The organism is Streptomyces sp. NBC_01446, from assembly GCF_026340095.1.
GTDB classification, from domain to species: domain Bacteria; phylum Actinomycetota; class Actinomycetes; order Streptomycetales; family Streptomycetaceae; genus Streptomyces; species Streptomyces aureus.
In genome coordinates, this window is the sequence record NZ_JAPEPO010000003.1 from 393,430 (window position 1) to 407,487 (window position 14,058).

Sequence of the window (14,058 nt, forward strand, 5' to 3'; positions counted from 1 at the left end):
CTGACCGAGGACAGCATCATGACGCCTACTGAGCATTACGACACGGATGTCATCGTCGTCGGCAGTGGACCTGCCGGCGGGTCCGCCGCCCTTCTCCTGGCCACCTATGGGGTGCGGACCCTCCTGGTGACAAAGTACGGCTGGCTGGCCAACACCCCGCGGGCGCACATAACCAATCAGCGGACCATGGAAGTCCTGCGGGACCTCGGCATGGAGGACGAAGCCCTGGCAGCAGGCAGCCCCTCCGAGCTGATGGGCGATACGGTGCTGTGCACGGCACTGGCCGGAGAGGAGATCGGCCGGATCCGCAGCTGGGGAACCGGTCACGGCTCGGCCACCGAGTACGGTGCGAAAAGCCCGTCCCAGATGATCGACCTGCCCCAGACGTACCTGGAGCCGATCCTGCTGAAGAACGCCGCAGCCCGCGGCGCCAAAGTCCGCTTCGACACCGAGTTCCTCAGCCTGACCCAGGACCTGCACGGGGTCACGGCTCTGCTGCGCGACCGGATCCGGGGAGACGAGTTCACTGTCCGGGCCCGTTACCTGATCGGTGCGGACGGCGGCCGCAGCATCGTTGCCGAGCAGATCGGCCTTCCGATCGACGGGCAGATGGGCAAGGCCGGCAGCATGAATGTCGTGTTCAAGGCCGATCTGTCCAGCTACGTTGCACACCGTCCGAGCGTCCTGTACTGGGTGATGCAACCCGGCGCAGAAACTGGCGGCATCGGCATGGGGCTGGTGCGCATGGTGCGGCCGTGGAACGAGTGGCTGCTGGTCTGGGGATATGACATCGAGCAGCCGCCCCCACAGATGGACCATGAGGCCGCCCGCCAGATCGTGCGCGCCCTCATCGGTGACCCCACCATCCCCGTGGAGATCACCTCGACCTCGCTGTGGACCGTCAATCACAGCTACGCCTCCGCATACTCCTCCGGACGGGTCTTCTGTGCCGGCGATGCCGTCCACCGGCACCCCCCGTCCAACGGGCTCGGCTCGAACACCTCGATCCAGGACTCGTACAACCTCGCCTGGAAGCTGGCCATGGTCGTACGTGGCGAGGCCGGTCCCGCTCTGCTGGACAGCTACACCGCCGAGCGCGCCCCCGTCGGCAAGCAGATCGTCGAGCGGGCCAATCTCAGCCGCGACCAGTTCGGCCCGATCTTCGAAGCTCTCGGAGTGGGCGGAGGAAGCAACGCGGCAGGAATCCACAAGGGACTTGCGGCGACGCGTGCCGAGACGCCCGAGGGCGTGAAGCGGCGGCTTGCCCTCGACGAAGCCATCCAGCTGAAGAACTACGAGTTCAACGCGCACGGTGTGGAGATGAACCAGCGTTACGTCTCCGGCGCGGTGCTGGACGACGGCAGCCCCGCCGAAGTCTGGGAGCAGGACCGCGAGCTGTTCCACCAGCAGACGACCCGGCCCGGCGCCAAACTGCCGCATGCCTGGCTGGTCGATGCCCAAGGGCAGCGGGTGTCCACCCTGGATGTCGTCGGCAAGGGCGTCTTCACGCTGCTGACCGGACTGTCGGGGGGCGCGTGGGAGACAGCCGCCGCCGAGTGCCAAGACGCTCTCGGGGTGCCGCTGAACGTCGTGCGGATCGGCGCCGCGGACAGTCGGGATGCCTACGGGGAATGGAGCCGGCTCTCGGAGATCGCCGACGAAGGGGCACTGCTCGTCCGCCCGGACGGCTATGTCGCCTGGCGCCGGGCGACCGCTCCCGAGAGCGACTTGGCAACGAAGGAAGAACTGCTCGGGGCACTGCGGAGCGTATTGCAGCGCTGAGCGGTACCGGCAGCCGCCCGGCTGCCGGGGCCAAGACGCAGCACAGGATTACCACGCGGGCGGCCCTGCAGCCCCAGAACGGAGGACGGCGCAGATGGACAAGGTGGTGGCTTCTGCCGAGTTGGCACTGGCAGATGTGAAAGACGGGGCGTCTGTCGCCGTCGGTGGTTTCGGCCTCAGCGGTGTGCCGAACGTGCTCATCCGGGCTCTGTACGAGAACCGCGTCGGTGGCCTTGGTGTGGTCTCCAACAACTGCGGTGTCGACGGCGGTGGTCTGGGCATCCTGCTCGCCGCGAACCGGATCGTCCGGGTCACCGGCTCCTACGTGGGCGAGAACAAGGAGTTCGCCCGCCAGTATCTGTCCGGGGAACTGGAGGTGGAGCTGATCCCGCAGGGCACCCTCGCCGAGAGACTGCGGGCCGGCGGCTGTGGAATCCCGGCGTTCTTCACCCCAGCCGGAGTAGGCACCCAGGTGGCCGAGGGCGGCCTGCCGTGGCGCTACCACAGCGACGGGTCCGTGGCGTTGGCTTCACCGCCCAAGGAGATCCGGGAGTTCGACGGCCGCCCCTATGTGCTGGAGCGCGGTATCACCACCGACTTCGCACTGGTCCGTGCCGCCCGCGGCGACCGCCACGGCAATCTGGTCTTCAACAAGTCGGCGCGCAACTTCAATCCGCTGGCTGCCATGGCCGGGCGGATCACCGTCGCCGAGGTCGAAGAACTGGTGGAGCCCGGCGTGCTCGAACCGGACGACATCCACCTACCGGGGGTGTTCGTCCAGCGGGTAGTGGAACTGACCCCTGAGCAGGTGACCGACAAGCAGGTCGAGAAGAGGACGGTGCGACGCTGATGGCATGGACCAGGAACGACATGGCGGCTCGCGCCGCGGCCGAGCTGCGCGATGGCGATTACGTCAACCTCGGCATCGGCCTGCCGACGCTGGTACCCGAGTTCGTGCCGGCCGGTGTGCACGTGGTGCTCCAGTCGGAGAACGGCATCATGGGTGTTGGTCCGTATCCGGCAGAGACCGAGGTCGACGCCGACCTGATCAACGCGGGCAAGGAGACCGTCACGGTGATACCCGGCGCCTCGTTCTTCGACTCCGCGCTCTCCTTCGGCATGATCAGGGGCGGCCACGTCGACGCCGCGATTCTGGGCGCCATGCAGGTCTCGGCCCAGGGTGACCTGGCGAACTGGATGGTTCCCGGCAAGATGGTCAAAGGCATGGGCGGTGCAATGGATCTCGTGCACGGCGCCCGCCGCGTCGTCGTGGTGATGGAGCACACCGCCAAGGACGGCAGCCCCAAAATCGTTGCCGAATGCAGCCTGCCGCTCACCGGACGTGCCTGCGTGCATCGCATCATCACCGACCTTGGTGTCCTCGACATCACTGCGAACGGTCTCGTCCTGGTCGAAACCGCACCTGGCGTCAGCACCCAGGAGATCCTGGACCGCACCGCGGCCCCGGTGCGGGTACCGGCGCCCGCCACCGGCAGGCTCACCTCCCCGCCGCCACACTCTCCCGCTGGTCAGGTGTCCCTGGTCAGCCCTCGGCCCAGCGGGGAACCCACCCTGAGCCATGACCTCCCCGGGAACCCCCGGCCCCACCACCCCCACGAGGAACCGCGATGACCGACCGAGTGCGTGATGTGTACGTTGTCGACGCCGTACGGACCCCGATCGGCCGCTACGGCGGCGCCCTGTCCGGGGTGCGGCCCGACGACCTCGCCGCCGGGGTGCTGCGTGCCTTGGTCGACCGCAGCCCCGCCCTGGACCCCTCCTGTATCGACGACGTGATCTTCGGCAACGCCAACGGCGCAGGTGAGGACAATCGGGACGTGGCCCGGATGGCCGTGCTGCTGGCAGGGCTTCCGGTGACCGTGCCCGGCGCCACCGTCAACCGGCTGTGCGGCTCGGGCATGGAGGCCGTCGTCCAGGCCGCCCGCGCCGTTGCCCTCGGCGATGCCAGCGTGGCCGTGGCCGGCGGCGTGGAGTCCATGACGCGTGCACCATGGGTGCTGCCCAAGTCTGATCGCGCTTTCCCTGCCGGTCACCAGGAGCTGCACTCCACCACCCTGGGCTGGCGGATGGTCAACCCCCGTATGCCGGCGCAGTGGACCATCCCGCTCGGCGAGAGCGCCGAGTTGATCGCCGACAAGTACCACATCACCCGCCAGGAGCAGGACGCCTTCGCCTTGGCCAGCCACCAAAGGGCCGCCGGCGCCTGGAAGGCCGGCGCCTACGATGCCGAGGTCGTACCGGTAGACGGCGTGGAGCTGACCCGTGACGAGGGCATTCGGGACAACACCTCCCTGGAAGCACTGGCCCGCCTCAAGCCCGTCTTCCGACCGGGCGGCACAGCGACGGCCGGCAATTCCTCGCCGCTCAACGACGGCGCCACAGCACTGCTGCTGGCAGACGAGGCAGGACTGGCCGCCATCGGCCGCGAACCACTGGCACGCATCCGAGCCTCAGCTGTCACCGGCATCGAGCCCCAGTACTTCGGCCTCGCCCCGGTCGAGGCCATCCGCAAAGTTCTGGCGAAGGCCGACCGGGACTTCGACGACCTTCACACAGTCGAACTCAACGAAGCCTACGCCGCCCAAGCGCTGGGCTGCCTTGCCGGACTCCCCGAGCTGGACCCCGCTGTCGTCAACCCCCGGGGTGGCGCCATCGCCCTGGGCCACCCATTGGGCGCGTCCGGCGCCCGCATCACCGGCTCAGTCGCCCACCAACTCGCCGCCGCCGGCTCCGGCACCGGCCTCGCCGCGCTCTGCATCGGCGTGGGACAGGGCATCGCCCTTGTCCTCGAACGCTGACCGTTGCTGAGGTCATAGTCAGATCTCAGCAATCCGTGCGTTTACGCACAGATGGTCCTTAACGGTGTCACCACAGCCCGAGCTGGGCGGTGGTGTCCTGTTGAAGGTCTCGCGGTTCCTTCCGCCTGTGGGGCGGTTTTGCGCCACCTGCCCGCACCGGGTCAGCTTTGCGGCTGGCCCGGCTGGCGCGGGTCTTCTGGTCGGCTCCACGCGGTTTCGGCACGCTGGGCGTGCCCCGGTCTCCGGCCACTCCGGTACCGGTTGTGCCGGCCGATGCGAGGTCGGCGAGGTTACGGGCAGCGTTCTCGTCCCGGTCGATGACCAGGCCGCACGCGTCGCAGGAGAACACTCGCACGTGCAGGGGCAGTTTGGCTTTCACCGTCTTGCACGACGAGCAGGTTTTCGAGGACGGGTACCAGCGCGAGGCGACGACCGTGGGGCAGGCGTTGCGCCGGCCTTTGTAGGTGAGCTGACGGCGGATCTCTGCGAATCCGGCATCGGCGATCTTCCGTGCCAGACGGCGGTTGCGGAGCATGCCGGCGACGTTGAGGTCTTCGACCACGACGGTGCCGTACTCGGCACGCACGGCGGTGGTGAGCTTGTGCAGCGCGTCTTCGCGCAGGTTCGCCACGCGGTGGTGCACGCGGTTGCGTTCGGCGTTCGCCTTGACCCATCGTTTCGACGGTTCCCGGCGGATAGTCTTGCCGGTGGCGGGGTCGTGCACGGCCGGCCCTTGGCGGCGCGACACACGACGGGACAGACGCCGCAGCCGCTTGCGTTCGCCCTCGTAGTGCTTGGGGTTGTCGACGTACCGGATCTGTCCGGCACCGTCGGCCATCACCGCAAGCACCTTCACCCCGAGGTCGATACCGACTGCGACACCAGGACGGGCCACGCGGGTGATCTCCCGCTTGACCTCCATCTGGAAGGACACGAACCAGCGGCCCCGCTCATGGCGCACCGTCGCGGACAGGATGCGTGCCATTCCGGCCTGCACGCGGGCCACAAGCTTGACGGTGGACTCATGGGTGCGGATGGTTCCGAGCACCGGCAGCGTCACGTGCCCCTCGTCGGCCACGCGGATGCTACCGGTGGTGAACCGGCACGCAAGACGGGCCTTGCGCTTGGACTTGAAACGTGGCGTACCCATGCGGGCACCCTTGCGGCGGCCGTTCTTCGACTTCGTGTAGTTGTCGAACGCGGCAGCCGCGTTGGCCAGGCCGGTGCTGTACGCCTCCTTGGAGTTCTCCTGCCACCAGTGGGCATAGCGCGGATCGGTGCGCTTGACCTGGTTGAACTCCTTACGCAGCGCGGGCAGCGACCACGGCCGCCACGGCGTCAGCTCCTCCTCGGCGACCCCGTACGAGGCTTCCGCCTTCCGCTGCCACCACGAGGCCGTCACCCAGCCGACAGCCCAGTTGTACGCGGCCCGAGCAGCCCCGCAGTGCGACCGCAGCGCGGATTCCTCAGTCACATTCGGGTCCAGGGCGAAACGGAACGCCTGCACCACAAAGCCCGGCTGCGGCTGGAACTTCTTCACCCTGAACACCCCCTCACCAGCCAGTCATTGACTATGCACCACGCATCATGGAACAGATCAACGGATGAGGCAAAAGCCCTGGATGCCTGGCGGGACGAGCACCCCAAGCGTCAGAGAAAAGAAGACGTTCGTTGAGATCCAACTATGCATCCCGCAGCAGTTGTTAGCCCCCATCCCGGCACTGCGAACGGGGTCGGCCGAGCGAGGACCATCAAGTTCATGCCGCTGCCCGCGAAGTGAACCGCGGAGCCTGGTTGTGCTATTTCGACTGCAGATCAAGGTCGAGTGCGTCCATCGGCATGGGCGCAGGCGCCCAGCTGCGGAGCCAGCGGCAGGGGCACGTTGTCCGGCGTCCATGCGTGCAGGGCGACGATCTCAGCACCCCTCAGCGCGGCCTCGGCGAACGCGAAATCGACCGCTTCCTCGCCGGCCCGCGCCCCGTCGACGCCCAGCACGATCGGCCCGGAGGCGTCCGGTTCCCCGCGCACCACCATCACCGGACAGTGGCCGTGGGCAGTCAGGTAGACCGCCGTCGATCCCAGCAGCATCCCGACGAAGCCTCCCCTGCCCCGGGATCCGATGACCACCAGATCCGCATCACGCGACTGAGCCTCCAGCACCGTCAGCGCCTCGCCGGCCACCGCGTCATGGGTGATCTCCACCTGAGGTGCCACGCTGGCGGCACGATGCAGCGCATCGGTCAGCGCGCTCTCGACCTCGTCCGGCAACACCCCCTCGGGCGGGCCGAAGGGCGCAGCGGCCGTCGGCCCCGGCCCGGGCGTGATCACTGGCCAGAGGGCATACACGACTCGAAGCCCGGCACGCCGCCATCGCGCTTCTCTAGCCGCCACCTCCACCGCTGCGAGGCCGGACGGCGAACCATCCACCCCCACGACGACCAGGTTGCCCACGGCGCCTCCCATGATTGACTCGGCCCCTGCTCCCAGCCTGACCGCGCCCACGCGTCCCTGCCACAGGACTGGGCGCCAGCGCATGGCGCCCACCGCCCGAACTGCTGAATGCGCGACGCCGTCCGCGTCGCCGGGAGCAGTAGCCACGAAACCGCTGCTAGCGTCGCCACGCGTACGACAGGGCGGAGGCCGCTGTGGATGACACGGGCATGGGGCGGGCCTTCATCGGCTCGTTCACCTCGGCAGGTGGGCGCGGGATCGTCATGGCCGACGTGGACCCAGATACCGGAGCGCTGACCGTGACGGGCGCCTTCGGTGCCGTCGCCGACCCGTCGTATCTCGCCGTCAATCACACGCCGACCGGCCCCGTGCTCTACGCCGTATCCGAAACGGCACCGGGGGCAGTCACCGCCTACGACATCGCCGGTCCCGTGCCCCACCCGATCTGCACCCCTGTGGGGGTGCGCGGAGATGAACCGACGCATCTCACGATCGCCCGCGGCCACCTGCTGACAGCCAACTACGGCTCCGGCAGTGTCAGTGTGCTGCCGCTCGCCGCCGACGGTACCCCGCAGCCCCCCCCCCCCCCCCCCCCAGCAGCGTGCTGCTCCACGAGGGCAGCGGACCACACCCTGACCGGCAGCTGGCAGCGCACACCCACCAAGTTCTTCCCGACCCGTCGGGAAGCTGGGCACTCTCCGTCGACCTCGGCACCGACTCGGTGCAGTCCTACTCCCTGGACCCAGAAACGGGGGAACTTACCCTGCACGGGGAAATCACACTGCCGCCCGGCACCGGACCACGACATCTTGCCTTCCACCCCGCCGGTCGCCACGCCTATGTGCTCGGCGAACTCCACCCCACCGTGACCGTCTGCCGCTGGGACGCAGCGACCGGGGCGCTCGAACCGACGGGGGAAACTCCGCTGTTTCCGGAGGGCGCCGACGGCACCGTTTCCCCGTCGGCCCCCGTCGTCTCACGCGATGGACGGCACCTGTGGGTGACAGTACGCGGGACCGACACCATCGTCGTCCTTGCACTCGACGAGAGAGGCGAAGAGGCGGAGGTGATCACGTCGGTGCCGTGCGGCGGCCACTGGCCACGCGACCTGGCACTGCATCCGTCAAGTAGCCACCTGTACGCCGCGAACGAACGCTCGGGCGATGTCACATGGTTCGACATCGACCACACAACAGGTATCCCCCACCGCGCGGGCTCCGTGTCCGTGCCAGCCGCGTCCCATGTCATCTTTGCCTGACGGCATCCGGCCAACATCCCACTAAGCGAACCGCGGGCACCGCCGCTGCGCCCGGGCGTGCGCAGAGCCGGCGCCGAGCCGTTGGGCGACCGCGATGACCTCGCACCCGCGCCAGCCGGAGCAGCCGGACAACAACACCCCACGCCCCGCTGCCCGCCAGCCGCCCCAGATCGCCGACGGCGACATGCCGAGGTGGGGCGCCCGGCCTCGCAGCCGCGGCGGTGACGCCACGGCGTTCGCGGTCCCGCAGCACCCACTCACGCAAGGTCGCCCGGTTGACACCCAGGTCAGCGCCGATGCTCTTGTAGGTCGCCCCGGGTGTGGACTCGTACAGGGCCACCGCATCGGCCTTGAACTCGTCCGAGTAGTCCTTCATCGCCATCGGCGGTCTTCTCGCTTCCTCCAGATCAAGCAGACCCAGTATCAGCGTGTCCACCACTCAGGGAGAGGCCCCATCCCCTGGAACCTGACTGACCGCCAGTTCCGCCGCACTCTGGCTTGGTACATCGCCCGCCGGCCAGGCGGCGTCATCGCCGGCGCCTTCCAGTACCACCACCTTGGCATCCAGATGTTCGAGGACTACGCCGGGACCAGCGACTCCGGCTTCCGCGCCAAGGTCGAAGCCGAACAGGCCCTGGAGCGCGGCGAACACCTTCTCGCCCTACCCACGCACCATCAGCACGACCTGCGCGGGCCTGCCGCCGACGAAGCCGCGGTCCGGCTCACCGAATTCCGTCAGCGCGCCGACTTCGCCGGCGCCGTCGTAACCGATCCCCATCGCTTGCGTCGCGTCCTCGGCCGCCACGACCCCAAGGTCTACCCCGGCACCTATGTCACCTGCGTGTTCAACCCCGACAAAGCACTGTGCCAACCCCGCGCCGCCCCTACAGGTGAGCGACAGCGCCCCGCCCCGCCCGAATGCCAGCCGCTGCAGTGCCGCAACGTCGCGCTCACCGTCGCCAACGCCGCTGCCCTCGCCCCGAAGCCGATCATCTCGACGCCCAGGCGGGCAACCGCCCTGCCCTCCCGCCCCTTCTGCTCGCCAACGTCACCGACCGAAGTGACAAGATCCGCCACTTCCTCGCAATGACGATGCGATCCGCGACATGACCACCACCGCCGCCCCCTGCCCGGACAGGTCGAGGTCCGGCCAGCCCTCGACGCAATCGCCGCAGAAACCGGCCGACCCCCGAGTGTGCTGGCCCCCGCCGCTCCACTCGGCATCGCCAACACCACTTTCCGCCGCAACTTCCCGGACACCTGCGCCGAACTCGCGGACACTGCGCGTAACGCGGTCAGCTCCGGGGGCGACGCCTACAACAGGATCAAGGTCGAGAACGCCCGACTCCGGCGCGAGAAGCGCGACCTGGCCCATCAGCTCGAACTCGCCCTCGCTGCTATCCCATGCCTCAGCACAGACAACGACCGCCTTCGAACCGCACTTCACGAAGCACAGGCAGTCACCCCCCCTACGCCGACCACCGCGCTAGCTAGGACCGTGGTGCTGCGAACGGCCCCTATCCACAACCTCCCAGCCAAAGGTTCGTTGAACTGTCCGAACGTCCCCGTGATCGGAAGGTGTCGTCGTGACCAGTGCTATCTCAGTGGAAGACCGCTGCATCGACGCCTTCAACGAACTCAAAACCAGCCGGCACATCACCACCGTGCTCTATCGGCTCAACGACAACCTGGACACTCTCATCGTGGACTTCGAGGGGAGCCTCACCCACGACGAACTCCTCAAAGCCCTGCCCTCCGATCCACGCCTCGTGGCATATGAACTGCACTTCGCCGACCGGGACGGCAGTCGCAGAGCGGCCATCGTCCTGATCTCCTGGTCGCCCCAAGGCATCAGCCCCGAGCAGGGGGCAGCGCACGCCGCGGTGTTCGTCGCCCTCAGAAATCAGCTGGCCGGCGTCGACCTTTCCATCGAGGCCATGACCCGGTCCGACCTGGAGTACGACCAGCTCGTACGCGCCACCCGGACATAGCCCGACTCCAGGAGGCTCAGCCTGTGCCTACCCCGTGCGGCCGTAGTCGCACGGGGCTGCCCGGGCGCTTCAGCTGAGTTGTGCCTCAGCGAAAAGCGGCGATGCTACGGGCGACCCAGTCGTTGAACGGGCGCGGGGCACGTCCGAGGACTCGTTCCACGTCCGGGCTGATCCGCAGTTCGGCGGGGTTCGGGGCGGCGATGATGTCCAGGGTGTCGTCGGCGAGCTCCGGCGGCACGAACCGGGTCATCGCGGCCTTGGCCTCCTCACGGGTGAGTTCGTGGAACCGCACCGGCGAGCCAAGCGCGACGGCGATCGCCTCCGCCTGCTGACGCGGCGTGATCACCTCGGGCCCGGTCAGTTCGAAGACCCCGCCGGCGTGCCGGTCGTCCAGCAGGCAAGCCGCCGCGACCTCGGCGATGTCCCCCGGGTCGACGATCGGAACGCCGACATCGCCAAAGGGTGCGGCGACCGTCCCTTGCGTGCGGACGGACTCCCCCCAGGCGAAGGCGTTGGAGGCGAAGCCGCCCGGTCGCAGGACCGCCCAGTCCAGGCCGGACTCTCTCAACGCGTCCTCCACCGCGCGCATCGCGATGCGCGACGGGCCGAGCGGCCTGGTCGCCACTCCTTGCGAAGACAGCAGGACGACCCGGCGGACCCCGCTGGCCGCGGCCAGGTCGATGATGTCGGTCGGCCTGGCTTCGGGGGCGTGCAGGTCGCCGGAGAGCAGGAGGAACAGCGCCTTCGCCCCGTCCAACGCGAGGGTGAGGCCCGCCGGCTCGGCCAAGTCAGCCGACACATGCCGAACCCCGTCCGGTACCGCCGCCGCGTGCCGCGACACCGCCGTCACCTGCTCGCCCGCCTCGGCCAAGGCCTGCGTCAAGGGCCGGCCCACATTCCCGGTAGCCCCGGTCACCACGATCATGTTCAGCTCCTAGTCCGTTGTGCACTGCGGCAATTGACGCTAGGAGTCCGGCTTACTTTTCGTAAGAACATACCCAGAGGTAAGCTCCGGACATGAGGGAAGGCGCGCAGCTGACGCAGGCCGAGACGGACCAGCGGTATGAGGTGTTTCACACCGACTGCCCCGCACGCGACGTGGTCGACCACGTGACCAGCAGGTGGGGTATCTGGGTGCTGATCTCCTTGCGTAGCAACGACCTTCGGTTCTACGAGCTGCGCGACAGCATCCAGGGCATCAGCGAGAAGATGCTCGCTCAGACACTGCGCGCACTGGTCCAGGACGGCCTGGTCTGGCGGGAGGTCGAGCCGACAACGCCGCCCCAAGTCACCTACGGGCTGACCGAGTTCGGCCAGGACGTCGGTAAGCCACTGACGGACTTGTTCGACCGGATCACACAGCGGCTGCCGCCCAGCGGAACGTCCGCCACGGAGCGACCGAACCCAGCAGATCGACCGGTGCAGTGATCCCCGGGCGGGCTTCAACCATTTCACCGCCGGAACGACAAACGTTGACCATGACAGGCGAACCGACCATGCATGCCGTACCCGGCCCAGGTACTGAACTAACGCTGCGACGGACCACCTTCTGCCGATGGTGAACACCTGCCCGACCTGGCTGGATGGTCACTACGGTCCAGCCTCATGACGATCACAACACGTACGGTCGAATACCCGGCCGATGCTCTCGCGATGATCGGGCACCTCGCGCTCCCTGCCGGTGATGAGAGTCGGCCCGCAGTCCTGATCGGGCCTGAGGGGATGGGGCTCAGCGACGTCGAGCGCCGCCGCGCCGATGCCCTGGCAGAGCTGGGATACGTGGCGCTGGCCTTTGACCTCCACGGCGGGCGCTATTTGGACAACCCCGAGGAGATGCTGGCCCGTTGCATGCCGCTGCTCGCAGACCCCGACCGGATGCGGGGCATTGGCCATGCGGCACTCGAGGTGCTGCGCGCCGAACCGCGGACCGACCTCGACCGGATCGCCGCAATCGGCTACGGCACCGGGGGCGCGGTTGTGCTGGAACTCGGGCGCGATGGAGTCGACTTGCGCGCGATCGGTACGGTCAACGCACTGACCACGGGTCGACCGGGCGAGGCGGCACGCATTCGCTGCCCCGTGTGGGCTGGGGTCGGATCGGAAGACCCGATCATGCCGCCCGCGCAACGGGAAGCGTTCACCGCCGAGATGCGGGACGCGGGCGTCGACTGGCGTTGCGTGGTCTACGGCGGGGCCCTGCACGCCTTCCACCACCCACCGGTCAACCACACCACACCCCCAGGCGTCGGCTACCACCCACGACACGCACAGCGAGCCTGGCGCGACATCGTCGATCTGCTTGCCGAATGCCTGCCCGTAACAGATTGAAGGCTCCCCTCCCTGAAGGGAGGAGATTCTCCACCCTCCAGGGCTGTGCGGGGATTTACGGCTCAGGCAGCCACCCGAGCCGGCGGCTCAGGTGGTCTTGCGCCCTCAGCACCGTCCGGGTTCCAACCTGCCCGGACCAGCATCACGCGGGCGGAGTTCTTATCCCGGGGGGGACACGGCTCCGCACACGGTGCAGGCATACGTTCTCATCGAGAGAGGGAGTGCGTGCTTGGTTCTCGCTGCGCACTGCGCACATTCCATCGTGGTGTGCGCCGGGTGCACGAGACGGACGTCCCGTGCGTGTTTGCGGCCCATCTCGACCAGGGCGCGCTTCGTCGCGGCGATGGCGGCGTCGGCCGCTTTGCGGGCCATCGTGGTCTTCGCGAGGAACTTCGGCCGGAAGTCCTCCACCGCAACCCCGTCATGGCCACGCATCACGGACGTGGCCCACTTGCGGCCGGTGTCCTCACGCTGCCTCGCGATCTTCTTGGACACCTTGGCGGCCTGTGCCTGCGCCTTCCGATAACCCTTGGATGCGGGCTGCCCTTTCGGGCGCCGGCGCCGGGCCATCATCCGCTGGTACTTCGCGAGCCGCTGCGCGGCCCGCTTGCCGTGTCCGGCATGCGGGAGGTCGTAGGCGTCATCCGTGGTGGTGGCCGTCTCCTTCACACCCCAGTCCACCCCGAGAACCCGCCCGGTGGCGGGCAGCGGTTCGCTCTGCGCGGGGGCGACGAAGGACACGTACCAATGCCCGAGCGTGTCCTGGTACACGCGCACGCTCGACGGGTCGGCCGGAAGGTCCCGCGACCACACCACGCTCAGCACGTTCCCGCCCGCGAGGTGCAGGCGACCGTCCTTGAGGCGGAAACCGCGCTTCGTGTAGTTCATGCTCGGCTTGGCGTCCCGCTTGCGCTTGAAGTGGGGCATCCCCGCCCGGCGGTGCTGCGCAAGCCCGTCCTTGATGTCCTTCAGCGCCTTCGCCCTCGATTTGGTGAAGTCGCGGATCACCTGCTGCTGCGGCACGCACGCGCCTCGAGCCAGCCACGGCGTCACCCTGCGGGCCTCGGTCAGCAGCTTGTCGAGCTGGGCCGGACCGCACGTCAGCTTCTCGCCGCCCGCTCTGCTCTGCGCGTGGACCTGCCTGGACTTGGCCACACACTCGTTCCACAGCCACCGGCAGCGATCCCACTCGGCGTCGAGCGCGCGCCGGGCCGTGGCCGACAGGCGCACACGGAAGGTGTACCGGGCATGCCCGGCCCCCTCCGTGATCGCTCCTGTCGCCATACACCCGAACCTACCCGGGAGGACTGACAGTCGAGAGTTCTTGACCGCTGCGGCTCGCTCACCCCGTCACCCGGTGGACGGTCCTTCGCCCCGGGGGCGAAACCCCTACTTCCAGTCCTGCCCCGCAGGAGTCCAATTCCTCCCC

Annotated in this window: 10 protein-coding genes and 4 pseudogenes; 9 read left to right on the plus strand and 5 right to left on the minus strand. The window is 68.3% G+C overall.

The features are described from left to right. Nucleotides 1-18: 18 nt before the first annotated feature. The 4 genes and pseudogenes from OG456_RS46155 to OG456_RS46170 all read left to right on the plus strand — a co-directional run bounded on the left by OG456_RS46155 (nt 19) and on the right by OG456_RS46170 (nt 4,601). Nucleotides 19-1,782, plus strand: a complete 1,764-nt coding sequence (locus tag OG456_RS46155) for an FAD-dependent monooxygenase (protein ID WP_266571110.1) — start codon at nt 19-21, stop codon at nt 1,780-1,782. Nucleotides 1,783-1,876: 94 nt separating this feature from the next. Next, nucleotides 1,877-2,632, plus strand: a complete 756-nt coding sequence (locus OG456_RS46160; RefSeq protein ID WP_266571111.1) for a CoA transferase subunit A — start codon at nt 1,877-1,879, stop codon at nt 2,630-2,632. Then, nucleotides 2,632-3,258 (plus strand): annotated as a pseudogene (locus OG456_RS46165) (CoA transferase subunit B); the annotation flags it as partial. The gene OG456_RS46160 and the pseudogene OG456_RS46165, both read left to right, overlap by 1 nt. Before the next feature lie 152 nt (nt 3,259-3,410). Further along, nucleotides 3,411-4,601: an acetyl-CoA C-acyltransferase gene (locus OG456_RS46170; RefSeq protein WP_266571112.1), complete on the plus strand. Its 1,191-nt coding sequence runs from the start codon at nt 3,411-3,413 to the stop codon at nt 4,599-4,601. A 67-nt stretch (nt 4,602-4,668) separates the two neighbouring features. Here the strand turns inward: OG456_RS46170 and tnpB are convergent, their stop codons facing one another. Both tnpB and OG456_RS46180 read right to left on the minus strand, forming a co-directional pair. Beyond that, a complete protein-coding gene (gene tnpB / locus OG456_RS46175; RefSeq protein ID WP_266571113.1) occupies nt 4,669-6,141 on the minus strand; it encodes an IS607 family element RNA-guided endonuclease TnpB in 1,473 nt (490 codons plus the stop codon). 275 nt (nt 6,142-6,416) lie between these two features. After that, nucleotides 6,417-7,052, minus strand: a complete 636-nt coding sequence (locus tag OG456_RS46180) for a universal stress protein (RefSeq protein WP_323136469.1) — start codon at nt 7,050-7,052, stop codon at nt 6,417-6,419. A gap of 209 nt (nt 7,053-7,261) precedes the next feature. Here OG456_RS46180 and OG456_RS46185 point away from each other — a divergent pair. Further along, a pseudogene (locus OG456_RS46185) lies at nt 7,262-8,310 on the plus strand (lactonase family protein). Nucleotides 8,311-8,524: 214 nt separating this feature from the next. On the opposite strand, the pseudogene OG456_RS46190 reads toward OG456_RS46185, so the two are convergent. Continuing rightward, nucleotides 8,525-8,692, minus strand: a pseudogene (locus OG456_RS46190) (transposase); the annotation flags it as partial. A gap of 186 nt (nt 8,693-8,878) precedes the next feature. Here OG456_RS46190 and OG456_RS46195 point away from each other — a divergent pair. Next, complete coding sequence (locus OG456_RS46195; protein ID WP_266571114.1) at nt 8,879-9,400, plus strand: hypothetical protein; 522 nt, start codon at nt 8,879-8,881, stop codon at nt 9,398-9,400. A gap of 496 nt (nt 9,401-9,896) precedes the next feature. Continuing rightward, nucleotides 9,897-10,301 carry a hypothetical protein gene (locus OG456_RS46200; RefSeq protein ID WP_266571115.1) on the plus strand — a complete coding sequence of 135 codons (405 nt, stop codon included), beginning with the start codon at nt 9,897-9,899 and terminating at the stop codon, nt 10,299-10,301. Between the two features lie 85 nt (nt 10,302-10,386). On the opposite strand, the gene OG456_RS46205 is transcribed toward OG456_RS46200, so the two are convergent. Then, the gene (locus OG456_RS46205; RefSeq protein WP_266571116.1) at nt 10,387-11,226 is read right to left on the minus strand and encodes an SDR family oxidoreductase; all 840 of its coding nucleotides are present in this window, start codon (nt 11,224-11,226) and stop codon (nt 10,387-10,389) included. Between the two features lie 92 nt (nt 11,227-11,318). Here OG456_RS46205 and OG456_RS46210 point away from each other — a divergent pair, with 92 nt between their 5' ends. Both OG456_RS46210 and OG456_RS46215 read left to right on the plus strand, forming a co-directional pair. After that, nucleotides 11,319-11,729 carry a helix-turn-helix domain-containing protein gene (locus OG456_RS46210; RefSeq protein ID WP_266571117.1) on the plus strand — a complete coding sequence of 137 codons (411 nt, stop codon included), beginning with the start codon at nt 11,319-11,321 and terminating at the stop codon, nt 11,727-11,729. Between the two features lie 177 nt (nt 11,730-11,906). Beyond that, nucleotides 11,907-12,629, plus strand: coding sequence for a dienelactone hydrolase family protein (locus tag OG456_RS46215; RefSeq protein WP_266571118.1), 723 nt, complete (start codon nt 11,907-11,909; stop codon nt 12,627-12,629). Nucleotides 12,630-12,691: 62 nt separating this feature from the next. Here OG456_RS46215 and OG456_RS46220 read toward each other — a convergent pair. Then, a pseudogene (locus OG456_RS46220) lies at nt 12,692-13,913 on the minus strand (RNA-guided endonuclease InsQ/TnpB family protein). Nucleotides 13,914-14,058: the final 145 nt, after the last annotated feature.

Coding starts and splice junctions, on each gene's coding strand:
- OG456_RS46155 (WP_266571110.1), top strand. CDS start 19: ATGACGCCTACTGAGCATTACGACACGGATGTCATCGTCGTCGGCAGT.
- OG456_RS46160 (WP_266571111.1), top strand. CDS start 1,877: ATGGACAAGGTGGTGGCTTCTGCCGAGTTGGCACTGGCAGATGTGAAA.
- OG456_RS46170 (WP_266571112.1), top strand. CDS start 3,411: ATGACCGACCGAGTGCGTGATGTGTACGTTGTCGACGCCGTACGGACC.
- OG456_RS46195 (WP_266571114.1), top strand. CDS start 8,879: ATGTTCGAGGACTACGCCGGGACCAGCGACTCCGGCTTCCGCGCCAAG.
- OG456_RS46205 (WP_266571116.1), bottom strand. CDS start 11,226: ATGATCGTGGTGACCGGGGCTACCGGGAATGTGGGCCGGCCCTTGACG.
- OG456_RS46210 (WP_266571117.1), top strand. CDS start 11,319: ATGAGGGAAGGCGCGCAGCTGACGCAGGCCGAGACGGACCAGCGGTAT.
- OG456_RS46215 (WP_266571118.1), top strand. CDS start 11,907: ATGACGATCACAACACGTACGGTCGAATACCCGGCCGATGCTCTCGCG.